At 52.0% G+C, this 23,883-nt stretch carries 25 protein-coding genes; 9 read left to right on the plus strand and 16 right to left on the minus strand.

The features are described from left to right. Positions 1–8: 8 nt before the first annotated feature. Both OGX95_RS04915 and OGX95_RS04920 read right to left on the minus strand, forming a co-directional pair. A complete protein-coding gene (locus OGX95_RS04915) occupies positions 9–557 on the minus strand; it encodes a 4Fe-4S dicluster domain-containing protein (RefSeq protein ID WP_286628509.1) in 549 nt (182 codons plus the stop codon). Next, positions 554–2,893 (minus strand): molybdopterin-containing oxidoreductase family protein, encoded by a 2,340-nt coding sequence (locus tag OGX95_RS04920; RefSeq protein ID WP_286628510.1) that lies wholly within the window; start codon positions 2,891–2,893, stop codon positions 554–556. Before OGX95_RS04920 ends, OGX95_RS04915 begins: the two co-directional genes overlap by 4 nt. A gap of 170 nt (positions 2,894–3,063) precedes the next feature. Between OGX95_RS04920 and OGX95_RS04925 the strand changes: the two genes are divergently transcribed. Continuing rightward, positions 3,064–3,750, plus strand: coding sequence for a helix-turn-helix domain-containing protein (locus tag OGX95_RS04925; protein ID WP_286628511.1), 687 nt, complete (start codon positions 3,064–3,066; stop codon positions 3,748–3,750). Positions 3,751–3,793: 43 nt separating this feature from the next. Here the strand turns inward: OGX95_RS04925 and thiI are convergent, their stop codons facing one another. Continuing rightward, the gene (thiI, locus tag OGX95_RS04930; protein WP_286628512.1) at positions 3,794–5,242 is read right to left on the minus strand and encodes a tRNA uracil 4-sulfurtransferase ThiI; all 1,449 of its coding nucleotides are present in this window, start codon (positions 5,240–5,242) and stop codon (positions 3,794–3,796) included. 196 nt (positions 5,243–5,438) lie between these two features. Between thiI and xseB the strand changes: the two genes are divergently transcribed. Genes xseB through yajO form a run of 4 tightly spaced genes read left to right on the plus strand, consistent with a single transcriptional unit; the run spans position 5,439 to position 9,499 of the window. After that, on the plus strand, positions 5,439–5,681 hold the full coding sequence (gene xseB / locus OGX95_RS04935; RefSeq protein WP_096759458.1) for an exodeoxyribonuclease VII small subunit: 243 nt from the start codon (positions 5,439–5,441) through the stop codon (positions 5,679–5,681). Continuing rightward, entirely contained in the window at positions 5,682–6,581 is a 900-nt protein-coding gene (gene ispA / locus OGX95_RS04940; protein WP_286628513.1) for a (2E,6E)-farnesyl diphosphate synthase, read from the plus strand. 24 nt (positions 6,582–6,605) lie between these two features. Continuing rightward, entirely contained in the window at positions 6,606–8,468 is a 1,863-nt protein-coding gene (gene dxs / locus OGX95_RS04945) for a 1-deoxy-D-xylulose-5-phosphate synthase (RefSeq protein WP_286628514.1), read from the plus strand. 56 nt (positions 8,469–8,524) lie between these two features. Next, complete coding sequence (gene yajO, locus OGX95_RS04950) at positions 8,525–9,499, plus strand: 1-deoxyxylulose-5-phosphate synthase YajO (protein WP_286628515.1); 975 nt, start codon at positions 8,525–8,527, stop codon at positions 9,497–9,499. 49 nt (positions 9,500–9,548) lie between these two features. Here the strand turns inward: yajO and pgpA are convergent, their stop codons facing one another. From pgpA to nrdR, 6 genes are all read right to left on the minus strand, one after another. Beyond that, entirely contained in the window at positions 9,549–10,067 is a 519-nt protein-coding gene (gene pgpA, locus OGX95_RS04955) for a phosphatidylglycerophosphatase A (protein ID WP_286628516.1), read from the minus strand. Next, entirely contained in the window at positions 10,045–11,022 is a 978-nt protein-coding gene (thiL, locus tag OGX95_RS04960) for a thiamine-phosphate kinase (protein WP_271441090.1), read from the minus strand. Before thiL ends, pgpA begins: the two co-directional genes overlap by 23 nt. A 76-nt stretch (positions 11,023–11,098) precedes the next feature. Further along, positions 11,099–11,518, minus strand: a complete 420-nt coding sequence (gene nusB / locus OGX95_RS04965; RefSeq protein WP_000801129.1) for a transcription antitermination factor NusB — start codon at positions 11,516–11,518, stop codon at positions 11,099–11,101. A 19-nt stretch (positions 11,519–11,537) separates the two neighbouring features. Continuing rightward, positions 11,538–12,008 carry a 6,7-dimethyl-8-ribityllumazine synthase gene (ribH, locus tag OGX95_RS04970; protein WP_003021575.1) on the minus strand — a complete coding sequence of 157 codons (471 nt, stop codon included), beginning with the start codon at positions 12,006–12,008 and terminating at the stop codon, positions 11,538–11,540. 86 nt (positions 12,009–12,094) lie between these two features. Beyond that, positions 12,095–13,198: a bifunctional diaminohydroxyphosphoribosylaminopyrimidine deaminase/5-amino-6-(5-phosphoribosylamino)uracil reductase RibD gene (gene ribD, locus OGX95_RS04975; RefSeq protein WP_286628517.1), complete on the minus strand. Its 1,104-nt coding sequence runs from the start codon at positions 13,196–13,198 to the stop codon at positions 12,095–12,097. Between the two features lie 3 nt (positions 13,199–13,201). Continuing rightward, the gene (nrdR, locus tag OGX95_RS04980; protein ID WP_003021571.1) at positions 13,202–13,651 is read right to left on the minus strand and encodes a transcriptional regulator NrdR; all 450 of its coding nucleotides are present in this window, start codon (positions 13,649–13,651) and stop codon (positions 13,202–13,204) included. Positions 13,652–13,805: 154 nt separating this feature from the next. On the opposite strand from nrdR, the gene OGX95_RS04985 reads away from it, so the two are divergent. Beyond that, positions 13,806–14,345, plus strand: coding sequence for a SadB/YajI family lipoprotein (locus OGX95_RS04985; RefSeq protein WP_286628518.1), 540 nt, complete (start codon positions 13,806–13,808; stop codon positions 14,343–14,345). Positions 14,346–14,643: 298 nt separating this feature from the next. Beyond that, complete coding sequence (locus OGX95_RS04990) at positions 14,644–15,525, plus strand: nucleoside-specific channel-forming protein Tsx (protein ID WP_271454028.1); 882 nt, start codon at positions 14,644–14,646, stop codon at positions 15,523–15,525. 45 nt (positions 15,526–15,570) lie between these two features. Here the strand turns inward: OGX95_RS04990 and OGX95_RS04995 are convergent, their stop codons facing one another. The 7 genes from OGX95_RS04995 to queA all read right to left on the minus strand — a co-directional run bounded on the left by OGX95_RS04995 (position 15,571) and on the right by queA (position 22,409). Next, entirely contained in the window at positions 15,571–16,263 is a 693-nt protein-coding gene (locus OGX95_RS04995) for a helix-turn-helix transcriptional regulator (RefSeq protein WP_286628519.1), read from the minus strand. A 22-nt stretch (positions 16,264–16,285) separates the two neighbouring features. After that, positions 16,286–16,651 (minus strand): VOC family protein, encoded by a 366-nt coding sequence (locus OGX95_RS05000; protein WP_286628520.1) that lies wholly within the window; start codon positions 16,649–16,651, stop codon positions 16,286–16,288. Between the two features lie 145 nt (positions 16,652–16,796). Beyond that, positions 16,797–17,768, minus strand: coding sequence for a protein translocase subunit SecF (gene secF / locus OGX95_RS05005; RefSeq protein WP_137384645.1), 972 nt, complete (start codon positions 17,766–17,768; stop codon positions 16,797–16,799). Between the two features lie 10 nt (positions 17,769–17,778). Then, on the minus strand, positions 17,779–19,626 hold the full coding sequence (gene secD, locus OGX95_RS05010; RefSeq protein ID WP_137384646.1) for a protein translocase subunit SecD: 1,848 nt from the start codon (positions 19,624–19,626) through the stop codon (positions 17,779–17,781). A gap of 27 nt (positions 19,627–19,653) precedes the next feature. Then, positions 19,654–19,986, minus strand: coding sequence for a preprotein translocase subunit YajC (yajC, locus tag OGX95_RS05015; protein WP_002890398.1), 333 nt, complete (start codon positions 19,984–19,986; stop codon positions 19,654–19,656). A 22-nt stretch (positions 19,987–20,008) separates the two neighbouring features. Further along, positions 20,009–21,136: a tRNA guanosine(34) transglycosylase Tgt gene (tgt, locus tag OGX95_RS05020; RefSeq protein ID WP_045440480.1), complete on the minus strand. Its 1,128-nt coding sequence runs from the start codon at positions 21,134–21,136 to the stop codon at positions 20,009–20,011. 208 nt (positions 21,137–21,344) lie between these two features. Continuing rightward, positions 21,345–22,409 (minus strand): tRNA preQ1(34) S-adenosylmethionine ribosyltransferase-isomerase QueA, encoded by a 1,065-nt coding sequence (queA, locus tag OGX95_RS05025; protein WP_286628521.1) that lies wholly within the window; start codon positions 22,407–22,409, stop codon positions 21,345–21,347. Between the two features lie 90 nt (positions 22,410–22,499). Between queA and acpH the strand changes: the two genes are divergently transcribed. Together acpH and OGX95_RS05035 are read left to right on the plus strand one after the other, a co-directional pair. After that, entirely contained in the window at positions 22,500–23,081 is a 582-nt protein-coding gene (gene acpH, locus OGX95_RS05030; RefSeq protein ID WP_286628522.1) for an ACP phosphodiesterase, read from the plus strand. 168 nt (positions 23,082–23,249) lie between these two features. Further along, the gene (locus tag OGX95_RS05035; protein WP_003021524.1) at positions 23,250–23,852 is read left to right on the plus strand and encodes a peroxiredoxin; all 603 of its coding nucleotides are present in this window, start codon (positions 23,250–23,252) and stop codon (positions 23,850–23,852) included. Positions 23,853–23,883: the final 31 nt, after the last annotated feature.

Consider the following 23,883-nt stretch of genomic DNA (forward strand, 5'->3'; position numbering starts at 1 on the left):
TTTTCACCTCAGTCCTGTGCCGGAATAATCACAATATTGGGCTTACTGATGTTATGGTCAGGTAGGTTGTAGCGTTTTTCCAACACAGTCCATTGAGTAGTGTATTCTTTGCGTAGCGCCGCTATATCCCCAAAACGTAATACTCCCGCAGGGCAAGACTCGACACATCGCGGCTGCAATCCCTCATCTAATCTTTCTGCACACAGATTGCATTTGCTGGTTTTTCCCTCATTAGGATCATAAACCGGCGCACTCCAGGGACAGGCCATGATGCACATTCGACACCCGATACATCGTTCGTGGTCCTGCACAACAATACCGTCCGCCCGTTTAGTATATGTTCCTGCCGGGCACACTTTCATACACTGAGGGTCGTCGCAGTGGTTACATGACATGCTAATAAATGCCTGGGTGTTGGGCTCATCCGTACGACATTCGCGAACCCGACGCCATAGCACCCCGAGCGGCGTCATATTTTCCGATTTACAGGCCATGCTGCAGGTCTTGCAGCCATAACAGTTTTGCATATCAATAAGAAATCCATACTGCTTTATCATGATTGAGCCTCCCTTCTGACATCAACCAGCGTACTGTTACAGCAGTGACCATTTCCCAGCAATTCCACCTGATCGTTGGTGACATGACTACTGCTTCCGCCCTGCTGTTCCCACCAGCCGTTATCCAGACTGACAACACCTCGTTTAATATGCGTTGTAACATCAGCAATGGCGCGGTGTTCCCCACGATGATTGAAGACGACAACCCATTCTCCTGCTCGTATCTGGCGATGTTGGGCATCTTCCGGGTGAATCATAACGTTCGGGCGGTTGCGCTGAACTTCAAGGATCCACTCATTCATGCCGTGGCTGGAATGCACACTGCGCGCCAGCTTCCGCTGTACCGCCATAAGGGGATACTTATGGGCAAGTTCAGGCGAACCTTTCACCGATTCCGTCACCTGTTTCCAGGTCACCACAGGCATAAATTTCTTTTTCGCCCACTCTTCTATATAAAAATGTGCTTTGCCAGTCGACGTGCGGAACTGACCATCTTTAAACGGGATCCAGTCCTCTTCAACAGGGCACACAGGCCCTTTTTTCAACATTTCACGGGTAATACCCGAGCCTTTAAGACAAGTATCGATGTAGTGCTCAATGGGCTGGTTAAAGACGTCGCCAAAGCCAAAGCGCTCGGCCAGGCGGGCAAAAATCCAGTAATCGGGTTTTGCTTCTCCCGGCGGTTCCACCGCTTTTTCCATCAACTGAACATAATGGCTGCGCACGCCAGCCATCAGGCTGATGTCCTCAAAAATCGTCGTGACAGGCAGCACCAGGTCGGCATACAACGCGGATGAACTCATCAGGTTGTCCGCAACCACAACAAACGGAACTTTTTTAAATGCTTCTCTGACCTGGTTAGTATTAGGAAGCTGCGTCATCGCGCCCAGCGTCATATTCCACCAGAACTTAACAGGATGAGGCTTTTCGTTAACAAGCCAGTCGCCAATTTTAGAAATGGGAATGGAGGGAATTTTTTCCACATGAGGTGCTGGTGGAATAATCGGTGAAAATTTAGCCATCTGCCGGACGCCTCCAGCATCACAGACACCCGCTCCACGTTTTCCGATGTTGCCGGTAATCAGTGCCAGATAAAACTGGCTTGCGGCCACGTACGTTCCAAACTCGGTTCTCTGTGCACCGGACATATTCTGAACAATCATGGCGGGCTGTGTGGAAGCGTAATCGCGCGCCAGACGTAACACGGTCTGTGCAGGAACATCGGTTTCCTCCTCAACCTTCTTCGCCGACCAGGGTTTGGCCTGCGCCCAAACGGTATCCAGCACAGTCATAAAGTGACAATCAACGGGTAGTTCATCGCTCAGTAACGCAGGGATTACACCAGGCTCATCATGTCGTTTCAGCGTCTGAGTTCGCGTATCAAAAACCAGGTAGCTGTCAATATCCAGGGGATCTGCACGCATCAGTTGCTGCTGGTCATCAACCAGGTAGACGGCTCCTGTATGTGCTCGCAAAAAATCAGCGTCATAACGTTTTTCTTCCATAATGATGTTGATCATCCCCAGCGCCAATGCGATATCCGTACCGGGCACGATAGGAACCCATTCATCTGCTTTGGCTGCTGTTTCGTTAAAGCGTGGATCGATAACGACTATCCGCGCTCCGTTATGCTGCGCCTGTGAATAATATTTGAAGTACGCGTGCATAGTGACAGCAGGGTTATTTCCCCAGCACAGGATATATCGACTATCGGCTATCGTATCCCGGGTATCCGCGTACCTTAATCCCACCATTGGCATCATGGCGGCAGTTACCGCCGCACAGCATAACGATCCAGCGTGTTTCGTTGCTCCACCGAGATAATCAAAAAAAGCCTTACCCATATCATTTTTAATAGAATCCATATTTCCGGATGCTGCGGTAAGGAATAGGCCTTTATTACCGTCAGTTGCGATAGTTTCTCTGATTTTTTTTTCAATCAAATCCAGCGCGGCGTCCCAACCGATCGGCTTAAACTTACCTTCTCCCTTTTCTCCTGTACGGAGCAGAGGCTGCGTTAAACGCAAAGGGTGGTAGACCCATTTCGTTCGGCTAATCCCTCGTAAACAACACTTCACATTGAAATCTTTCGTCGCTTCAATTTTCATTAAGCGATCTTTCCAGACATAGGCTGTGAGATTGCAGTGCAAACACTCCATCGCACAGGTAGAACGAAACGTCTGGTAATCCGCTTGCTTTAGACGAAATCGGGGCAGCGGTGAGCCATTGGCCTGTCGTAACGTTAAAAAAACGCCCCCCAGAGAAGACAATCCCACCACGCCCAGCCCTTTTAGCAGGGTTCTTCTTTTTAAACGTATCTTATTTAATGTTTCCATAATTGCCCCTCACAAAGTTCATCATCAGTGAACCAAAGGACACCATTGGTTAACTTGCGGTGTATCAAGTTCTAATCATTTAGGAGTAGAGTTGTTTTTTAAAATTGCGAAGGCAGTAATGATTTAAAGCACAGTGATATAATTGAGAGGATCTTAAATAGAGAAGAAATATGACTGAGACATCTCAAGGGGTAAATTCGGTTGATATCGCCGTCGGCATTCTGACTTTTGTTGCGCGTTACGACGGCCAGGCAAGAGCTATCGATATCGCTAATGGATGCAATCTGTCCAAAAGCCGCCTGCATAAGTATCTGATTTCATTGTGTAGAACAGGGATGCTGAGCCAGAATGAGAAAGGAATTTACTCACTGGGGGCAACTCTTCATCAGTTGTCCGGAAACGGCTCAGGCGAAAGCGATCCGATCAGCAAACTCAATGACGTACTCACCGCTTTTCGCGATAAGTTTAACTATTCTACGGGGGTGGTTGTCAGCACTGGCGAAGGACTCATACTTAAGCACTATAACCGTAGCTTTCGTAATGTTGATATTGATTTTCTCCCCAACACCCCTGTACCGCTTCATCACAGCGCTGCCGGGCAGATTTTCATGGGCTTTACAGACCATCCGCAAGATGATCAGCATGCTTCACTGATTGCTCAAATCCGGCTACAGGGTTTTGCTGTGCGTTATCAACCTACCCACGGCATTCCAGGGGCGCAGTCTATTGCCTGCCCACTGCTGGATAATAAAGAGAAGTTGATTGCAATTGCTGTGACGATGGGTTTTTTTTGTACAGAAGACATTCCACAGATTGCGGTACAACTTATGAACACTGTGGGTTCGCTTAGCCGATAGACTTATGTTGCCCCGGCACCTAAAGCCAGGGCAACAAAAGGGACTACGGACGATACACCTTCACGTTTTCAAAGCCCTGTTCGCGCAGATAAAGCGCCTGCAGACGGCTCATCACACCGCGTTCACACCACAGCAGCCAGGTTTTATTCTGGTCCAGATCGCCGAATTTAGTGCTCAACTTGTAGAACGGCAGAGAAACCACGTCCACACCTTCCACCTTCAGCGGTTTGTCATCCTGTTCATCCACGGAGCGAATATCCAGAATCACATCGTTCGGGCCAAAGCCGCTCACGGTTTCGACTTCCACCACGGTCTGCTGCGTCTGCTGGGCGATGTCGCGAATGTCAATATTGTTCGCTTCTTCAACCACTTTATCGAGGATCGAGAAATCGAAGTTTTCTTCTTCGGCCTCAATCTTCGCTTTAATCGCTTTCACCGTCGGGCTTTTCGAGATCACCCCGCAGTATTCCGGCATGGTACGGGCGAAGTCTTCAGTACCGATTTCACGCGCCAGATTAATGATGTGCTCTTTATCATGAGAGATTAGCGGACGCAGGATCAGCGTATCAGAAACGTTATCGATCAAACGCAGGTTGGTTAGCGTCTGGCTGGAGACCTGGCCCAGCGCTTCACCGGTTACCAGCGCCTGTACGCCATAGCGCTCAGCGACTTTAGACGCCGCGCGGACCATCATGCGCTTAAGGACCACGCCCATCTGACCGTCGTCGACTTTTTCCAGGATCTCACCGACTACCGGCTCAAAGTTGATAGCAACAAAGCGTACGCGATGTGAGCTACCAAAGCGGTTCCACAGATAATGCGCCACCTGGCGAACGCCGATTTCATGTGCAGCGCCGCCGAGGTTAAAGAAACAGTAATGTACGCGGCAACCACGACGCATCAGCATGTAGCTGGACACACCTGAGTCAAAACCACCGGAAATCAGCGACAGAACGTCTTCTTGTGTACCAATCGGGAAACCGCCGATACCTTCATAGCGGCCTTTTACCAGCAGCAGACGGTCATTTTCGATTTCAAGATTGACGGTAACATCCGGCTTCGTCAGCTTCACGCGTGCAGATTCAATATGCTGATTCAGTCCGCCGCCAACATAACGTTCCACCTCGATGGAGCTAAACTCATGCTTACCGCGGCGCTTGACGCGCACACAGAAAGTTTTTCCTTCCAGTTGATCGCGGTATTGCACCAGTGCTTTCTCGAAAATGTCGTGCATATCGGTAAACGGCACGTCTTCTACTTCGAGAATATGGTGGATCCCCGGAATACGGGTCAGCGCGTCACGAATATCCAGACGCTGGGTTTCATCTTTGGCGCGAACCTCAACGTGATCCCAGTGACGGACAACGGCAAGGTCTTCATCGTAGTGCTTTAAAACGTTACGGATGTTCCCTGTCAGAATTTTTATAAAGCGCAAACGCACAGATTGGCTTTTGATGGTGATTTCTGGGAACAATTTAATGATAAACTTCATGGCGGCAATGGTTCTTAGGCAAGTCTGAACGACTTGTAATGGAAAAAAATACAGCAGCCCATACCCGCGACTGCATCCAGGCGCGCAAGTATATCACCATCACACGGCTACTGTGCACATTGCGCGTTATTTGCTTATCAGTGCGAGTCCGTTACCATAGTCTTGTGCTGCCAATACAGAGAGTCAGACATTCATTATGCCGAAGAAAAATGAAGCGCCCGCCAGTTTTGAAACAGCGCTGAGCGAGCTGGAACAGATTGTTACCCGTCTGGAAAGTGGCGACCTGCCGCTGGAAGAAGCGTTGAACGAATTCGAACGTGGCGTACAGCTTGCACGTCAGGGACAGGTTAAACTGCAGCAGGCTGAACAGCGCGTGCAAATCCTGCTGTCAGAAACTGAAGACGCCGCCCTCACGCCTTTTACACCGGATAATGAGTAAATGGATTTTACGCAGCAGCTACAGGCTTGCGTTGAGCAGGCTAACCAGGCACTGAGCCGTTTTATCGCGCCACTGCCCTTTCAGAACACTCCCGTGGTCGAAACCATGCAATATGGCGCATTATTAGGCGGCAAACGTCTGCGCCCATTTTTGGTTTATGCTACCGGTCAGATGTTTGGTGTGAGTCTGAGTACGCTTGATGCCCCCGCCGCAGCGGTTGAGTGTATCCATGCCTATTCGCTGATGCACGACGATTTGCCCGCGATGGACGACGATGATCTGCGACGCGGCCTGCCAACTTGCCACGTCAAGTTTGGCGAGGCGAATGCGATTCTGGCCGGTGATGCTCTGCAAACGCTGGCATTCTCTATTATCAGCGACGCCCCGATGCCAGAAGTCACCGACCGTGACCGCATCGCCATGATCTCTGAACTGGCTCAGGCCAGCGGTATCGCCGGTATGTGTGGCGGTCAGGCGCTGGATCTGGCAGCAGAAGGTCAGCAGGTAGAACTGGCGGCGCTGGAGCGTATTCACCGCCATAAAACCGGCGCACTGATTCGCGCGGCCGTTCGTTTGGGTGCGTTAAGTGCCGGCGATAAAGGGCGAAACGTCCTGCCGATACTCGACAAATACGCCGAAAGTATCGGTCTGGCCTTCCAGGTTCAGGATGACATACTGGATGTGGTAGGCGATACTGCAACATTGGGTAAACGCCAGGGTGCCGACCAGCAGCTTGGCAAAAGTACCTATCCTGCACTTCTGGGTCTTGAGCAAGCCCGGAATAAAGCCCGGGATTTAATTGAGGATGCCCGCCAGTCGTTAAATTTGCTGGCCGCACAATCTCTCGATACCTCGGCACTGGAAGCGCTAGCGGACTACATAATCCAGCGTGATAAATAAACCAACATATCCCATGAGCTTGCGATGAGTTTTGATATAGCCAAATACCCGACCCTGGCGCTGGTCGACTCCACTCCGGAGTTACGCCTGCTGCCAAAAGAGAGCCTGCCAAAGCTTTGCGACGAACTGCGCCGCTATTTACTCGACAGCGTGAGCCGTTCCAGCGGGCATTTCGCCTCTGGTCTGGGCACGGTGGAGCTCACCGTCGCGCTGCACTACGTCTACAATACCCCGTTTGATCAGTTAATCTGGGATGTGGGACATCAGGCTTATCCGCACAAAATCCTGACTGGCCGCCGCGATAAAATCGGCACCATCCGTCAGAAAGGCGGCCTGCATCCGTTCCCGTGGCGCGGGGAGAGCGAGTATGACGTACTGAGCGTTGGCCACTCCTCGACCTCCATCAGCGCAGGTATCGGCATTGCGGTTGCAGCCGAGAAAGAAGGTAAAGAGCGCCGTACTGTATGCGTCATTGGCGACGGTGCTATCACCGCCGGGATGGCGTTTGAAGCGATGAACCATGCGGGCGATATTAAGCCTGACATGCTGGTTATCCTCAACGACAATGAAATGTCGATTTCGGAAAACGTCGGTGCGCTGAATAACCACCTGGCACAATTGCTCTCTGGAAAACTCTATTCGTCGCTGCGCGAAGGCGGGAAGAAAGTCTTTTCCGGCGTACCGCCGATTAAAGAACTGCTCAAACGTACCGAAGAACACATTAAAGGCATGGTCGTGCCGGGCACGCTGTTTGAAGAACTGGGTTTTAACTACATCGGCCCGGTAGACGGTCACGACGTTCTGGGGCTTATCACCACACTGAAGAACATGCGCGATCTGAAAGGCCCACAGTTCCTGCACATCATGACCAAGAAAGGTCGTGGCTACGAGCCGGCAGAAAAAGATCCGATCACCTTCCACGCAGTGCCAAAATTCGATCCGTCCAGCGGATGTCTGCCGAAAAGCAGCGGCGGTCTGCCGAGCTATTCAAAAATCTTCGGTGACTGGCTGTGTGAAACCGCAGCAAAAGACAACAAGCTGATGGCGATTACCCCGGCAATGCGTGAAGGCTCCGGTATGGTGGAGTTTTCCCGTAAATTCCCGGACCGCTACTTCGACGTGGCCATTGCCGAGCAGCATGCAGTAACCTTTGCTGCAGGTCTGGCGATTGGTGGTTATAAACCCATCGTCGCTATCTATTCCACGTTCCTGCAACGCGCCTACGATCAGGTGCTGCACGATGTTGCCATTCAGAAACTGCCGGTACTGTTCGCCGTTGACAGGGCTGGGATCGTGGGTGCCGATGGGCAAACCCACCAGGGTGCGTTCGATCTTTCTTTCCTGCGCTGCATCCCGGAAATGGTCATTATGACCCCGAGCGATGAAAACGAATGCCGCCAGATGCTGTTTACCGGCTATCACTACAACAATGGCCCAACGGTCGTGCGTTATCCACGCGGTACTGCCGTAGGTGTAGAGCTGACACCGCTGGAGCAATTGCCTGTCGGTAAAGGTATCGTCAAGCGTCACGGCGAGAAACTGGCGATTCTGAACTTTGGTACGCTGATGCCGGAAGCGGCTCAGGTCGCGGAGTCGCTGAACGCCACACTGGTCGATATGCGCTTCGTGAAACCGCTGGATGAAGCACTGATCCTGGAAATGGCAGCACAGCATGACGTGCTGGTAACGATTGAAGAAAACGCCATTATGGGCGGCGCAGGTAGCGGTGTAAACGAAGTGCTGATGGCGCATCGTAAGCCGGTTCCGGTGCTGAACATCGGTCTGCCTGACTTCTTCATTCCTCAGGGAACTCAGGACGAGGCTCGCGCCGAACTGGGCCTGAATGCAGCCGGAATTGAGGCCAAAATCAAGGCCTGGCTGGCATAATCCCCCCCTCGCTCCTGCTATGCTTAATGAATAACACGCTAAGCAGGAGCGAATTTATGCAATACAACACATTAGGAAAAACAGACCTTCGGGTCTCCCGCCTTTGCCTGGGCTGCATGACGTTTGGCGAACCCAACCGCGGCAATCACGCCTGGACGCTACCGGAAGAAAGTAGCCGCCCGATTATCAAACATGCCCTTGAGGGTGGTATTAACTTTTTCGATACCGCAAACAGTTACTCCGCAGGCAGCAGTGAGGAAATTGTCGGCCGTGCGCTGCGCGATTTCGCACGTCGTGATGACGTCGTAGTAGCCACCAAAGTTTTTCACCGTGTTAACGACCTGCCGGAAGGATTATCCCGTGCGCAAATTCTGCGTTCTATTGATGACAGTCTGAAACGTCTTGGTATGGACTATGTCGATATCCTGCAAATTCACCGCTGGGATTACAACACGCCGATTGAAGAAACGCTGGAAGCGCTTAATGACGTCGTGAAAGCCGGAAAAGCGCGCTACATCGGCGCATCATCCATGCACGCTTCGCAGTTTGCAGAGGCACTGGCCTTACAGAAGCAACACGGCTGGGCGCAGTTCGTCAGCATGCAGGATCACTACAACCTGATCTATCGCGAAGAAGAACGCGAAATGCTGCCGCTTTGCTCTCAGGAAGGCGTGGCGGTGATCCCATGGAGTCCGCTGGCGCGTGGTCGCCTGACACGTCCCTGGGGGGAAACCACCGCACGTCTGGTATCCGATGAAGTCGGTAAAAATTTGTACAACGAGAGCGATGAAAACGACGCGCAAATTGCTGCACGATTGACTGGCGTCAGTGAAGAACTGGGCGCTACACGAGCGCAGGTCGCTCTGGCATGGCTGTTAAGCAAACCCGGCGTCGCCGCACCGATTATCGGCACATCGCGCAAGGAACAGCTTGATGAGTTGCTCAATGCGGTGGATTTAACACTCAAGCCGGAGCAGATTGCTGAGCTGGAAACGCCGTACAAACAGCATCCGGTAGTGGGATTTAAATAAGTCTCGGTTGGCCGGATAAGGCGATTACGCCACCATCCGGCAAACCCATTTAAATAATCCCTATCGGCCAGTGATGGCCGATAAAATACAGGATCCCGGCAGAAAGTATCCCGGCCACAATATCGTCGATCATGATCCCCGTGCCGCCATGTACGTTACGATCGAACCAGCGAATCGGCCAGGGTTTCCACATATCCAGAATACGGAAAATCACAAATCCAGCGGCAACCCACTGCCAGTCGTTGGTCGGCAGCGCCATCAGGGTTATCCACATTCCGACAAACTCGTCCCAGACAATGCTTCCGTGATCGTGCACGCCCATATCTTTTGCCGTTTGATGGCACAGATAGACGCCGATACAGATCGACAGCATGACCACCAGTGAATAGAGTTGCCACGGCAGAAATGTCATTAAATACCAAAATGGGATCGCCGCCAGCGATCCCATGGTGCCCGGTACAATCGGGCTCAATCCGCTGCCAAATCCGGTAGCCAGCAGGTGCCACGGATTGCGCATGCTCAAACGGCTTTTTGCGACATCTTTTTTAAGGCGCGGCAAAATGGTCATATCCTTTCCAGTCAAACGTGACGGGTTTTCCATCACGCGTAAAATGAATGCCTTCCACATCCGCGCTCATCTGCCCAATGCAGGTAAACGGTGTGCCGAGATGTCCCAGCGCGACGTCCAGCGCCCCACGATTCATTTCCGGTACGGTAAAGCATAACTCATAATCTTCACCGCCCGAGAGCGCCCAACGCAACGCCTGTTCAGGCTCGACGTGTTGGGTAAACGCTGTGGAATATGGCAGCGCATCGACGTTAATCCGTGCGCCGCAGCCACTGGCATTAACGATATGCCCCAGATCTGAAATCAGACCGTCCGAAAGATCGATAGCGGCGCTCGCCAGGTCGCGCAGGGCTTGCCCTTGTAAAATTCGCGGCGTGGGACGCAGGTGGCGCTTGAGCAGATAGTCAGCATCTTGTGCATCGGCAACCTGCAACCGCTGCTGCAAAATTGCCAACCCGGCGGCACTGTCGCCCGGCGTACCGGTAACGTAAATCCAGTCACCCGGCTTCGCACCGGAGCGTTTTAAGGCCCGTCCAACCGGGACGTAGCCATGAATCCCCAGCGTCATTGACAACGGCCCACGTGTGGTGTCACCGCCAATCAGCTGCATATCATAATAATTCAGGAGCTCAAACAGGCCATCACTGAAAGCTTCAAGCCAGGCTTCATCGACATCAGGCAATGTAATGGCCAGCGTCAGCCATGCAGGATCGGCCCCCATCGCCGCCAGATCGCTCAAGTTCACCGCCAGCGCTTTCCAGGCAAGGTCTGTGGGATCGATATCGGGGAGGAAGTGGTTGCCTGCCACCAGCGTATCGGTGCTGATCGCCAGCGTCTGTTTTTCAGGGATGTTCAGAAGTGCGCAATCGTCGCCAATACCGGTTTCGACATCAAGACGAGAGCTTCTTACGCGGTCAAAATAACGGGCAATCAGGGAAAACTCGCCACATGCCATACGTTATGCCTCAGCAGGAAAAAAGAAAAAGCCGGGGACAGTGGAAACAGGTTCCACCATCCAGCCGGCCTCGGGATCACTTTTTGTTGGGGCGAATCACAGGTGCTGCTTTATCCAGTACGCCGTTGACGAATTTGTGGCTATCTTCAGCGCCGAAGGTTTTCGCCAGTTCAATCGCTTCGTTAATGGCCACTTTATACGGCACATCACTACGCTTAGACAGTTCAAACAGCGCAATACGCAGCACGGCTTTTTCTACCTGACCCAGCTCTTCCAACAGGCGAGACAGGTAAGGCTTCATTAGTCCATCCAGGTACGCGCTGTTAGTCGCCACCCCGGACAGCAGTTCACGGAAATACAGAACGTCGACATCTTTTACGTCCTGTTCCGCCAGGAACTGGTATTCAACATCAGCGATGTCGTTCTGGGACAACTGCCAGGAGTAGAGCGCCTGGACGGCACACTCACGGGCGCGGCGACGAGCAGCAGGTTTCACGGATTTCCCCTTACAAAAATCAGGCCTTGATGGCTTTCAATACATTAATCATTTCAAGCGCAGTCAGTGCAGCTTCTGCGCCTTTGTTGCCGGCTTTGGTGCCAGCACGTTCGATGGCTTGTTCAATACTTTCGGTGGTCAGAACACCGAAGGCTACCGGAATGCCGCTGTCCTGAGCGACATGCGCCAGGCCATTGCTTGCACCGCCAGCCACATATTCGAAGTGTGCGGTACCGCCACGGATCACCGTACCTAACGCAATCACCGCGTCATATTTACCGGTTTTTGCCAGTGCGTCAGCCGCCAGCGGCAGCTCATACGCGCCTGGAACCCAAACGACGGTAATATTTTCATCTTTAACCTGACCAATACGTTTCAGGGCGTCGATCGCACCTTCCAGCAGGCTGTCATTGATAAAGTTGTTGAAACGCGCAATGGTGATGGCGACGCGAGCGTCCGGGGTAGCAACGTTAGCTTCAATAATGTTCATATTCTTCCTTCGGATTCACTAGACCCCGCAGGGGGGCGGATTTTATCATAATAATCTGTGCGCTGCTTCCCTTTCGAACCGGGAGATCATGCGCCCACTAAATGCAGGCAAAGGTCCGGACCTACATGGCGTATTTCGTTGAATTTGAAATGGGGGGCGTCAGCCAGTTTCTCAAGGCCTGGAAGCACACATAATCCTCGGGCATCGCTCCCTAACAGTTTAGGCGCAACATAGACGATTAGCTCATCCACCACGCCGGCCTGTAATAACGCACCTGCAAGTGTTGGCCCCGCCTCAACCCAAATACTGTTAATTTGCTGCTTGCCCAACTGCATCATCAACACCACCAGATCCAGATGCCCGTTATGTTCCGGAACCTTCAGGCTATGAACCGTTTCCGGCCAGCTGCGAGGATCGTCCTGGGTACGGACAATCCAGGTTTCTCCGGGCTGTTGCACAATACGATGCGCCGGTGTCACCTGGTTTTGGCTATCAAGTACAATACGGATCGGCTGACGCAGATTTTCCTGCGGATAACTCGCCTGGGTTGATTCCCCCAGTTCTTCCCAACGGACGGTAAGCTGAGGGTCATCCGCCAGTACCGTGGCACTGCTGGTTAAAATGGCATGACTTTGCGCACGCAGGCGCTGAACATCGCGACGTGCCTGCGACGAGGTGATCCACTGGCTCTCACCACTGGCCATTGCCGTGCGGCCATCAAGCGAGGCCCCCAGCTTGAGCTGGACGTAGGGGAATCCGGTACGCATCCGTTTGAGAAAGCCCTTATTGAGTTGCTCAACTTCGCTCATCATCAGGCCATGGCTGACGTCAACGCCCGCCTGCTGCAAGCGATAAAGCCCGCGGCCAGCGACCTGTGGATTAGGATCCTGCATAGCGGCAACAACACGCGTCACACCGGCGGCGATCAGCGCATCGCAGCACGGCGGCGTGCGACCATGATGACTACAGGGCTCAAGCGTAACGTAGGCGGTTGCCCCCTGTGCTTTTTCTCCCGCCATACGCAGAGCATGGACTTCGGCATGAGGCTCGCCCGCGCGATGGTGATACCCCTCACCAACGATTTCCCCATCTTTAACAATCACACAGCCCACGTTGGGATTGGGGTGAGTAGTAAAACGTCCGCGCGCAGCAAGCTTCAACGCTCGCGCCATGTACAATTCATCCTGCATGGCTTAGTCCTGTAGGCGAGCGATCTCTTCGCCAAATTCTTTGATATCTTCGAAACTCCGGTAAACCGAAGCAAAACGGATATAGGCGACTTTATCGAGCTTTTTCAACTGCTCCATCACCAGGTTGCCGATCATCTTACTCGGCACTTCACGTTCGCCTGTCGCGCGCAGCTGTGATTTTATATGGTTTAACGCCATTTCGACGTCATCTGCGCTGACCGGACGTTTTTCAAGTGCTCTGAGCATGCCGCTACGCAGCTTCTCTTCATTAAAGGGTTCACGCACATCGTTGCTTTTTACAACGCGCGGCATAACAAGTTCAGCCACCTCAAAGGTGGTGAAACGTTCGTTACAGACCAGACACTGTCGGCGGCGGCGTACCGAAGAGCCCTCGCCTACAAGACGAGAGTCAATTACCTTAGTGTCTACGGCGAAACAGAATGGGCAATGCATACGGCGTCCTGTACCTTAGTGGTTCGCAGAAATCTATTTTACCCTGAACTGGCGTGACAACAAAGGCGGAGCGCTTTTGAGACAAAGGATCGATGCCTTCGAGCTCTGCGCACACTACCATTATGCTATCGCGACAATGAAGGAAGTAATCACAATGACAAGACGTTACCTAAGAATTCTCCTGGTGGGAAGCCTCTTTAGCCTCAGCGCCTGTGCACAGCAAAGCGAAGTACGCCAGATGCATCAAAGCGTTAGTACGTTGAGCCAGGAGATGACGCAGCTGAATCAGGAAACGGTAAAAATTACGCAACAAAATATGTTGAATGCAAAATCGACCAGCGGAGCCTACCTGCTACCCGGTTCCAAAACGCCTGCCCGGCTGGATAGTCAGATCGGCACATTGCGTATGTCTCTGGTGAATATTGCGCCAAATGCGGCTGGAACGCGCCTGACACTGCGTATTCAGGGGGAATCGAATACCCCGCTCCCTGCCTTTAGCGGTACTGTAGAGTACGGACAGATTCAGGGCACCACAGACAACTACCAGGAAGTGAATGTACAGAATCAGTTGATAAACGCCCCGGCGAGTATCCTTGCCCCCAGCGATGTAGACATTCCGTTGCAGTTAAACGGACTGTCTCCTGACCAGTTAGGTTTTATTCGCATCCACGACATCCAGCCTGTTAGCCAATAAACTTTTTGCGGAACGTTTTTGTGCGTTCCGCAACACCAGCCCACCTCATTTTGTTACTCCTCTGACATAAACGATATTTCTGGTAAAACTTGGCAACATTCACTGGAGCCAGTACAATTCGCCGCCTAAAGTACGCAAACGTGAACGCAATCGATTACGTGAATGATAGAACTGTGAAACAAGACATATTTTTGTGAACAATGATTTTTATAATAGGCTCCGAAGAAATACGAAATATTTAGAAACGCAATTTGCGCCTTTTTCACTCCCGAAAGGGATTTCAAACAGTGGCATACATATGAAAAAAACATTACTTGCAGCCGGTGCAGTGCTGGCGCTCTCCTCGTCATTTACTGTTGCAAACGCGGCAGAAAATGACAAACCGCAATATCTTTCCGACTGGTGGCATCAGAGCGTTAACGTTGTGGGTAGCTACCACACTCGCTTCGGACCGCAGCTCCGTAACGATACCTACCTGGAATACGAAGCGTTTGCCAAGAAAGATTGGTTCGACTTCTATGGTTACATGGATGCACCGGTATTCTTCGGTGGTAACACCGATGCGAAAGGTATCTGGAACCACGGCTCTCCGCTGTTCATGGAAATCGAACCCCGTTTCTCCATCGACAAACTGACCGGTACCGACCTGAGCTTCGGTCCGTTCAAAGAGTGGTATTTCGCGAACAACTACATCTACGACATGGGTCGTAACAAAGATGGCCGCCAGAGTACCTGGTACATGGGTCTGGGTACCGACATCGACACCGGCTTGCCGATGAGCCTGTCCATGAACGTGTACGCTAAGTACCAGTGGCAGAACTACGGTGCTGAGAACGAAAATGATTGGGACGGCTACCGTTTCAAAGTGAAGTACTTTGTACCAATTACCGAACTGTGGGGCGGTAACCTGAGCTACATCGGTTTTACCAACTTTGACTGGGGTTCCGATCTGGGTGATAAGAGCGCCTACGCTGAGAATGGCATTAAACAGCGTACTAACAACTCTATCGCCTCCAGCCACATTCTGGCGCTAAACTATGACCACTGGCATTATTCTGTCGTTGCCCGTTACTGGCACAACGGTGGTCAGTGGAACGATAACGCGGATCTGAACTGGATGAATGAAAACGTTCGTTCTACCGGTTGGGGTGGTTACCTGGTTGTAGGTTACAACTTCTAATCCAGTAAATTAATCAAAGACAAGCCAGCTTAACCGCTGGCTTTTTTATGGCCGATCTTCACAGCGTACTTTACGTAAAAAGTCACTTAGCGAACGATCTGCGGATTCGCGGAAATGCCTGTCGAGCGGCGTGATCTTCAGACAACGATCAACGCGAAAACAGCGATAATCGTCACGATTCTCACACCATGCAACCAGTAGCCAGTGCTCGCCCCAGAAAAATAACCCCAACGGCTGAACATCTCGCCAGGAGAGATTCCCGGACTCATCGCGATAATGTAGCGCCAAAATCTGCTGCACCGAAACCGCGCGATGAATAAGATCGAACGCACGGCGTGAATGCGGCTGATTGCCAAAATCAGGTGCGTAAATCCGCGCTTGTTCGGCCCTGCGCCGACTCTCTGGCGGCAATATCGCCAGCACTTTTTCCTGCGCAGATTCCAGCGCCTGTGAGAGTGAATCCCCACCCCATGTTTTCAGTAGCCGAATAGCCACCATCAACGCTTCTGATTCGTGCTGCGTTAACATCAACGGCGGCAGATCATATCCGGCCATTAAGCGATATCCACTGCCCGCTTCGCCTTCAATGGGCACACCGGATAAAGAGAGATCGCGGATATCGCGATAAATCGTGCGTTCAGAAACCTCAAGACGTTCTGCCAGCAGCGCCGCCGTTGTCACTCGCCTGCCACGCAGGATTTGTACAATCTGAAACAAGCGGTCGGCGCGTCTGGTCATCTTTACTCTCTCTCAGGAATTATTACGCAGGCTGATGTAAGCCAACACGATTGCCTTCGCTGTCGGTAAATAACGCAATCGTGCCGATATCCTGCCCCAGTTCAAGTGGCCCAAACACACATTTGCCACCCGCCGTTGTGACACGATCGAGCGTTGCCGCCAAATCGTCCGTATGCAGGTAAATAATAGCGCCCTGCTGCGAAGGTATCATTCCGTCAAATTTTGCCAGTGCGCCGCCGGGAGCCGGATCCTGATGCGGAAATACCGCCAGATCGGCACAATCCATCTTCTCCCGGCGCAGCGAAACCTGCATCACCGGCTCATAAAATGCAACGGCGCGATCCATTTCCACTACTGGAATTTCAAACCAGTTAATGACATTTTTCATACATCCTCCTGCCTTAATGAGTAAGTTCAGGAGGACTATAAAACAGGACTACTGACAGCATACTGTCAGTAGTATTGTGACGATATACAAACAAAAAAAATCCCGACCTTGCGATCGGGATTCCAGTTCTTTTGCTCTTCGTCGATTAAGGCAGAATTGACGGCTGATCCGCCCCTTCTTTCTCAACCTTCTGCTGCAGCATGTGTTCACGCTTCATACCCAGCTTCAGCGCCAGCGCCGATGCTACGTAGATAGACGACGCCGTACCGATGGACACACCGATCAGCATGGTCAGCGAGAAACCTTCCAGTACCGGGCCACCGAACAGGAACAGCATCAAAATAACCATCAACGTGGTACCGGATGTAATCAACGTACGGTGCAGCGTCTGGGTCAATGACACGTTAAAGATTTCGTAAGGCGTACCGCGACGGATCTTGCGGAAGTTTTCACGAATACGGTCAGATACCACGATACTGTCGTTCAACGAGTAACCGATTACCGACATCAGTGATGCAACGATAGTCAGGTCAATCTCAATATGGAACAACGACAGGATCCCGAGCGTAATGATAACGTCGTGCGCCAATGCGATAACCACACCTGCCGCCAGTCGCCACTCGAAGCGGAAACCAACATATACCAGGATGGAGATCAGCGCCGCCATCAGCGCCATCGCACCGGTTTGTGCAAGATCGGCCCCCACGCTCGGCCCAACGAATTCAATTCGCTTCACCGCCGCGTTCTGGTTGGTGGATTCGTTAATCACACTCAACACTTTGCTGCCCAACACCTGGCCGCCGTTTGCCCCTTCAGTTGGCGGCATACGCACCATAATGTCGTGGCTACTGCCGAAGTTCTGCAGCAGCGGATCCACAAAGCCCGCTTTCTCCAGCGCATCGCGCATCACGTCCATGTCCGCTGGTTTTTCCAGCGTAATTTCAATCACCGTACCACCGGTGAAATCGAGCCCCCAGTTAAACCCACGCACGCCCATCACAATGATGGCCGCAATCAGCAGGAAACCAGAAATGCCGAAAGCCCAGTAGTCCCAGCGCATAAAGTCCCAGACTTTACGGCCGTGGTTCAATTGTTCAACAGTATATTCCTGTGCCACATCGCACTCCTCAGATTGACAGCTTTTTGACGCGCTTGCCGCCATACAACAGGTTTACGATGGCACGTGTACCGACAATCGCGGTAAACATCGACGTCGCCACACCAATACCAGTAGTAATCGCGAACCCTTTAATTGCCCCGGTGCCGACTGCGTACAGGATGATGACCTTGATCAGCGTCGTAATGTTCGCATCGAAGATGGAGCTAAATGCACCCGCATAACCTTCATTGATGGCTTGCTGCACCGAACGTCCGTTGCTCAACTCTTCTTTGATACGTTCGTTGATCAGTACGTTAGCATCGACCGCGACGGCAAGGGTTAAGACGATCCCCGCAATACCCGGCATACTCAACGTCGCCCCCGGCAACAGTGACATAATGCCGACAATCAATACCAGGTTGGCAATCAGCGCGCTTGTCGCAATCAGACCGAACTTCTTATAGAAGAAGATCATGAACAGAATTGAAACCACCAGACCAGCCAGACACGCTTCCAGACCCTGTTTAATGTTCTGCATACCCAGGGTTGGGCCGATTGTCCTTTCTTCAACAATCTGAATCGGCGCAATCAATGCACCGGCACGTAGCAGCAGGGAAAGCTGACGCGCTTCGTTCGGGTTGTTGATACCGGTAATACGGAAGCTGTTGCCCAGGCGAGACTGGATGTTGGCAATGTTAATCACCTCTTCCTGTTTCACCAGCACGGCACGACCGTTGGCATCTTTCTTACCGCTGTCTTTGTACTCCACGAACAGGGTCGCCATCGGTTTACCGATGTTGTCCTTGGTGAAGTTAGACATGATGTTACCACCTGCACTATCCAGCGAGATGTTAACCTGCGGCTGATTGTATTCGTCCTGGCTGGAAGTGGAGTCGGTAATATGGTCACCGGTCAGGATCACGCGCTTGTACAGCACTACTGGCTGACCTTCACGAGATTGTTTCACTTCCGAATCACCCGGAACACGTCCGGATGCCGCAGCAGACTGGTCAACGTTGGTATTTACCAGACGGAATTCCAGCGTCGCGGTTGCGCCCAAAATTTCTTTCGCACGCGCGGTATCCTGGATACCAGGCAGTTCGACGACGATACGGTCAGCACCCTGACGCTGAACAACAGGTTCAGCAACACCCAGTTGGTTAACACGGTTACGCAGGATGTTGATGTTCTGCTGGACCGCGTATTCACGAGCTTCACTCAGGCGCGCATCGGTCATCACCGCACGCAGCGCATTGCTGCCCTGGCTGGAAATCACCAGATCCTGGTGACGCTTGCTCAGGTAAGAGATAGCTTCATCACGGGCATTTCCATCACGGAAGGTGATGCTCAGACCGTAGTTATCTTCTTTACGAACGGTGGTATAAGGAATGCCTTTTTCACGCAGATCGCTGCGCAGGCTATCGATATTTTGTTCCTGCAATTTACCCAGTGCGGTGTCCATATCCACTTCCATCAGGAAGTGAACGCCGCCACGCAGATCAAGACCGAGTTTCATCGGTTCTGCATGAATGGCTGCCAACCAACGGGGTGTTGCCGGAGCAAGGTTAAGCGCCACGACATATTGATCACCCAGCACGCCCATCAACACTTCACGTGCGCGCAGTTGGGTATCGGTGGAGTCAAAGCGCGCAAGAATAGCGCCCTCTTCCAGAGCCACAGACTTAGGTGTGATTTTATCTTCTTGTAACGTTTTCTGGACCTGGATCAGCGTTTGCTCACTGGCGGCGGCACCGCGCACGCCAGTGATTTGAACAGCCGGATCCTCACCATACAGGTTGGGAAGTGCGTAAAGCAGGCCGACGATAATAACGACGACCAGCATAATGTACTTCCACAAAGGATAACGGTTTAACACGGCAGTTCCCTTTGGGAAAACAATAAATTACAGCGCCTTCATCGTGCCTTTCGGCAGAACGGCAGCTACGAAATCACGTTTGATAACCACTTCAGTGGTGTCGTTCAGCGCGATAGCGATGTAGCCAGTTTCTGCTACTTTGGTCACGCGACCTACCAGGCCACCGTTAGTCAGCACTTCATCACCCTTGGCAATGGAGTTCATCAGGTTTTTATGTTCTTTGGTACGCTTTTGCTGTGGGCGCAGAATCATGAAGTAGAAAATCAGACCAAACACCACCAGCATCAGAATCAGAGACATCGGGCTGCCCTGCGCCGGAGCACCTGTTGCCGCTACCGCATCAGAAATAAAAAAGCTCATTCAAATTCCCTCATTATTAAAATTAATCAACGTTCAAAGGTGGAACAGGTCGACCCTGACGTTGGTAAAAATCGGTCACGAAGCTCTCTAATTTACCCTCTTCAATAGCCTTGCGTAAACCCGCCATCAAACGCTGGTAGTAACGAAGGTTATGAATCGTATTGAGTCGCGCGCCCAATATTTCGTTGCAACGATCAAGATGATGCAAGTAAGCACGCGAATAATTGCGACAGGTGTAGCAATCACACTCGGCATCGAGCGGACTGGTGTCGCTTTTATGTTTCGCATTACGAATTTTTACCACGCCGTCAGTCACAAACAAATGACCATTACGGGCATTTCGCGTTGGCATCACGCAGTCAAACATATCGATACCACGACGCACGCCTTCAACCAGATCTTCTGGTTTGCCAACGCCCATCAGATAGCGAGGTTTATCTGCCGGAATTTGCGGGCAAACATGTTCCAGAATGCGGTGCATATCTGCTTTCGGCTCACCGACAGCCAAACCGCCGACAGCGTAGCCATCAAAGCCAATATCTACCAGACCTTTGACAGAGATATCACGTAAATCTTCGTAAACACTGCCCTGAATGATGCCAAAAAGCGCATTTTTGTTGCCAAGGCCATCAAAACGGTCACGGCTGCGCTTCGCCCAACGCAAAGACATCTCCATTGAGCGTTTAGCATAGTCCCAGTCAGCCGGATACGGTGTACATTCATCGAAAATCATCACGATATCGGAACCGAGATCGTATTGAATCTCCATCGACTTCTCTGGATCGAGGAAAATCGGATCACCATTGATCGGATTACGGAAATGCACACCCTGTTCGGTGATCTTACGAATATCACCCAGGCTGAAAACCTGGAAACCACCGGAATCGGTGAGGATCGGTCCTTTCCACTGCATGAAATCGTGCAGGTCGCCGTGCAGCTTCATGATTTCCTGGCCTGGGCGTAGCCACAGGTGGAAGGTGTTGCCAAGGATGATCTGTGCGCCAGTCGCTTCAACTTCTTCCGGCGTCATACCCTTGACAGTGCCGTAAGTACCGACCGGCATAAAGGCAGGTGTTTCCACTACGCCACGATCAAAAACCAGGCGGCCGCGGCGAGCGCGGCCGTCTGTGGTATCCAGTTCAAATTTCATTTTTTCTCCTGCATCAGAGAGACAGTCTGATGATTAAACTTTCCCCATGGATTCACTCCACGGAGTAAAAATATTTTAACCCACTGGCGAAGGCGCAATCGGCGCAGCCAGTTTGGGGGCGACCAGCGCACAACCACCGGAGCGTACATGCAGTACGTGAGGATGGCGAGCACTGCCCGCCATCAAAATGGCAAGTGAGATAGCCTTCTCACGGTCGCTCAGAAATAGCCTGCGGATTGTACGTGATAAACATGGCATCCCCGTAACTAAAAAAGCGATATTCCGCTTTTACCGCTTCATGATAGGCGTGCATGGTGTTTTTGTAGCCAGCAAAGGCGGAAACCAGCATGATCAGCGTCGATTCCGGCAGATGGAAGTTGGTCACCAACGCGTCTATCACTTTGTATTGATAGCCGGGATAGATGAAGATCTGCGTATCGCCGAAGAACGGTTCAATAAGGTCGTTTTTGGCTGCTTGCGCTGCGCTTTCCAGCGAACGAACTGACGTCGTCCCTACCGCAATAACGCGATTGCCGCGCGCTTTCGCCGCCAGCACTGCATCAACGACATCCTGCGGCACTTCGGCATATTCGGAGTGCATGATGTGATCTTCAATGGTGTCTACACGCACCGGCTGGAACGTCCCCGCCCCAACGTGCAGCGTCACGAACGCCATCTCAATGCCTTTATCACGCAGTTTTGCCAACAGCGGATCGTCAAAGTGCAGGCCCGCGGTCGGCGCGGCGACGGCGCCCGGTTTTTCGCTATACACGGTCTGGTACAGTTCGCGATCGGCATCTTCATCCGGGCGATCGATATACGGCGGCAGCGGCATATGGCCGATGGCGTTGAGGATATCCAGCACGCTGCGTTCGTCGTTAAACTCAACTTCAAACAGCGCGTCATGACGAGCAACCATCGTCGCTTTAATACTTTCGTCGTCACCCAGCAGCAGTTCAGCGCCAGGTTTCGGCGCTTTCGAGGCGCGAATATGCGCCAGAATACGTTTGTCATCCAGCATACGCTCGACCAGCACTTCAATCTTGCCGCCGCTAGCTTTACGGCCAAACAGACGTGCCGGGATCACGCGGGTGTTATTAAAGACCAGCAGATCTCCAGGGTTGAGCTTATCGAGCAAATCGGTGAAAGTACCGTGCGTCAGCGCGCCCGTCGGCCCATCCAGTGACAGCAAGCGGCAACTGCTGCGCTCAGCCTGCGGATAATGAGCAATCAGGGAATCGGGTAATTCAAAGGTGAAATCGGTAACGCGCATGACACTGACTCAGACTAAAATAAGAGGCGGGTAGTCTAGTGCCGGGGCGTCCTCCCTGCAACCTTTACCCCTCTGGATAAACGTTTAACTATGAATTTTCTTGCACACCTGCACTTAGCACATTTAGCAGACAGCTCGCTTTCCGGCAATCTGCTGGCGGATTTTGTCCGGGGTAATCCGGAAACGCACTACTCGCCTGACGTGGTGGAAGGCATTTTTATGCATCGTCGAATCGACGTCATGACCGATAACCTGCCACAAGTCCTTGAAGCCAGAGCGTGGTTTCGTAGCGAAACGCGTCGCGTCGCACCGATTACGCTGGACGTCATGTGGGATCACTTCCTGTCCCGACACTGGTCAGAAATCTCTCCCGATTTCCCGCTGACGGATTTTGTTCGCTACGCGCACACCCAGGTTGCCACTATTCTGCCAGAATCACCGCCGCGCTTTATTAATCTGAACAATTATATGTGGTCAGAGAAATGGCTTGAGCGCTATCGCGACATGGATTTTATCCAGAACGTACTCAACGGGATGGCCAGTCGTCGTCCACGTCTCGATGCCCTGCGCGATTCATGGTACGACCTGGATACCCATTACGATGCGTTAGAAGAACGTTTCTGGCAGTTTTACCCGCAGATGATGGAACAGGCACGCCGTAAAACGCTTTGATTGCAGCATGTGTTGTAGGGCCGGATAAGGCGAGGCCACTATCCGGCGAACATTGATAGTCAAAACCTGTCTCATTGATTGCCAGCGCCTCTTTGTCTTATTCCCAAACACTCTCTATACTGGCCCGCGTTGCGTTCCAAAACCCCTTAACTTTGCAGGAGAATTTATATGGTACTGGTAACTCGTCAGGCTCCGGATTTCACAGCAGCTGCGGTACTGGGTAGCGGTGAGATTGTTGAAAACTTCAACTTCAAACAGCATACCAACGGTAAAACCACCGTTCTGTTCTTCTGGCCAATGGACTTCACCTTCGTTTGCCCGTCTGAACTGATCGCATTCGACAAGCGTTACGAAGAATTCCAGAAACGTGGCGTTGAAGTGGTTGGCGTTTCTTTTGACTCTGAATTTGTCCACAACGCATGGCGTAACACCCCTGTCGACAAAGGCGGCATCGGTGCAGTGAAATACGCAATGGTTGCTGACATCAAACGCGAAATCCAGAAAGCCTACGGCATTGAGCACCCGGAAGCGGGCGTTGCTCTGCGTGGTTCTTTCCTGATCGATGCTAACGGCGTTGTTCGCCATCAGGTTGTTAACGACCTGCCGCTGGGCCGTAACATCGACGAAATGCTGCGCATGGTTGACGCGCTGCAGTTCCACGAAGAGCACGGTGACGTTTGCCCGGCGCAGTGGGAAAAAGGTAAAGAAGGTATGAACGCATCTCCGGACGGCGTAGCAAAATACCTGACCGAAAACGTTTCCAGCCTGTAATTGGCATGAATCGAAAAAAGGCTCGCATTCG

Source organism: Citrobacter sp. Cu233 (genome assembly GCF_030332225.1).
GTDB lineage: Bacteria > Pseudomonadota > Gammaproteobacteria > Enterobacterales > Enterobacteriaceae > Citrobacter.

Excerpts from the sequence above, each read along its gene's own strand:
- OGX95_RS04995 (WP_286628519.1), bottom strand. The coding sequence starts at position 16,263 with ATGACCAGACGCGCCGACCGCTTGTTTCAGATTGTACAAATCCTGCGT.
- yajC (WP_002890398.1), bottom strand. The coding sequence starts at position 19,986 with ATGAGCTTTTTTATTTCTGATGCGGTAGCGGCAACAGGTGCTCCGGCG.
- dxs (WP_286628514.1), top strand. The coding sequence starts at position 6,606 with ATGAGTTTTGATATAGCCAAATACCCGACCCTGGCGCTGGTCGACTCC.
- ispA (WP_286628513.1), top strand. The coding sequence starts at position 5,682 with ATGGATTTTACGCAGCAGCTACAGGCTTGCGTTGAGCAGGCTAACCAG.
- pgpA (WP_286628516.1), bottom strand. The coding sequence starts at position 10,067 with ATGACCATTTTGCCGCGCCTTAAAAAAGATGTCGCAAAAAGCCGTTTG.
- OGX95_RS04985 (WP_286628518.1), top strand. The coding sequence starts at position 13,806 with ATGACAAGACGTTACCTAAGAATTCTCCTGGTGGGAAGCCTCTTTAGC.
- nrdR (WP_003021571.1), bottom strand. The coding sequence starts at position 13,651 with ATGCATTGCCCATTCTGTTTCGCCGTAGACACTAAGGTAATTGACTCT.
- xseB (WP_096759458.1), top strand. The coding sequence starts at position 5,439 with ATGCCGAAGAAAAATGAAGCGCCCGCCAGTTTTGAAACAGCGCTGAGC.
- tgt (WP_045440480.1), bottom strand. The coding sequence starts at position 21,136 with ATGAAATTTGAACTGGATACCACAGACGGCCGCGCTCGCCGCGGCCGC.
- acpH (WP_286628522.1), top strand. The coding sequence starts at position 22,500 with ATGAATTTTCTTGCACACCTGCACTTAGCACATTTAGCAGACAGCTCG.
- OGX95_RS05000 (WP_286628520.1), bottom strand. The coding sequence starts at position 16,651 with ATGAAAAATGTCATTAACTGGTTTGAAATTCCAGTAGTGGAAATGGAT.
- OGX95_RS05035 (WP_003021524.1), top strand. The coding sequence starts at position 23,250 with ATGGTACTGGTAACTCGTCAGGCTCCGGATTTCACAGCAGCTGCGGTA.
- thiL (WP_271441090.1), bottom strand. The coding sequence starts at position 11,022 with ATGGCATGTGGCGAGTTTTCCCTGATTGCCCGTTATTTTGACCGCGTA.
- OGX95_RS04925 (WP_286628511.1), top strand. The coding sequence starts at position 3,064 with ATGACTGAGACATCTCAAGGGGTAAATTCGGTTGATATCGCCGTCGGC.
- thiI (WP_286628512.1), bottom strand. The coding sequence starts at position 5,242 with ATGAAGTTTATCATTAAATTGTTCCCAGAAATCACCATCAAAAGCCAA.
- OGX95_RS04990 (WP_271454028.1), top strand. The coding sequence starts at position 14,644 with ATGAAAAAAACATTACTTGCAGCCGGTGCAGTGCTGGCGCTCTCCTCG.
- ribD (WP_286628517.1), bottom strand. The coding sequence starts at position 13,198 with ATGCAGGATGAATTGTACATGGCGCGAGCGTTGAAGCTTGCTGCGCGC.
- queA (WP_286628521.1), bottom strand. The coding sequence starts at position 22,409 with ATGCGCGTTACCGATTTCACCTTTGAATTACCCGATTCCCTGATTGCT.
- ribH (WP_003021575.1), bottom strand. The coding sequence starts at position 12,008 with ATGAACATTATTGAAGCTAACGTTGCTACCCCGGACGCTCGCGTCGCC.
- OGX95_RS04920 (WP_286628510.1), bottom strand. The coding sequence starts at position 2,893 with ATGGAAACATTAAATAAGATACGTTTAAAAAGAAGAACCCTGCTAAAA.
- OGX95_RS04915 (WP_286628509.1), bottom strand. The coding sequence starts at position 557 with ATGATAAAGCAGTATGGATTTCTTATTGATATGCAAAACTGTTATGGC.
- yajO (WP_286628515.1), top strand. The coding sequence starts at position 8,525 with ATGCAATACAACACATTAGGAAAAACAGACCTTCGGGTCTCCCGCCTT.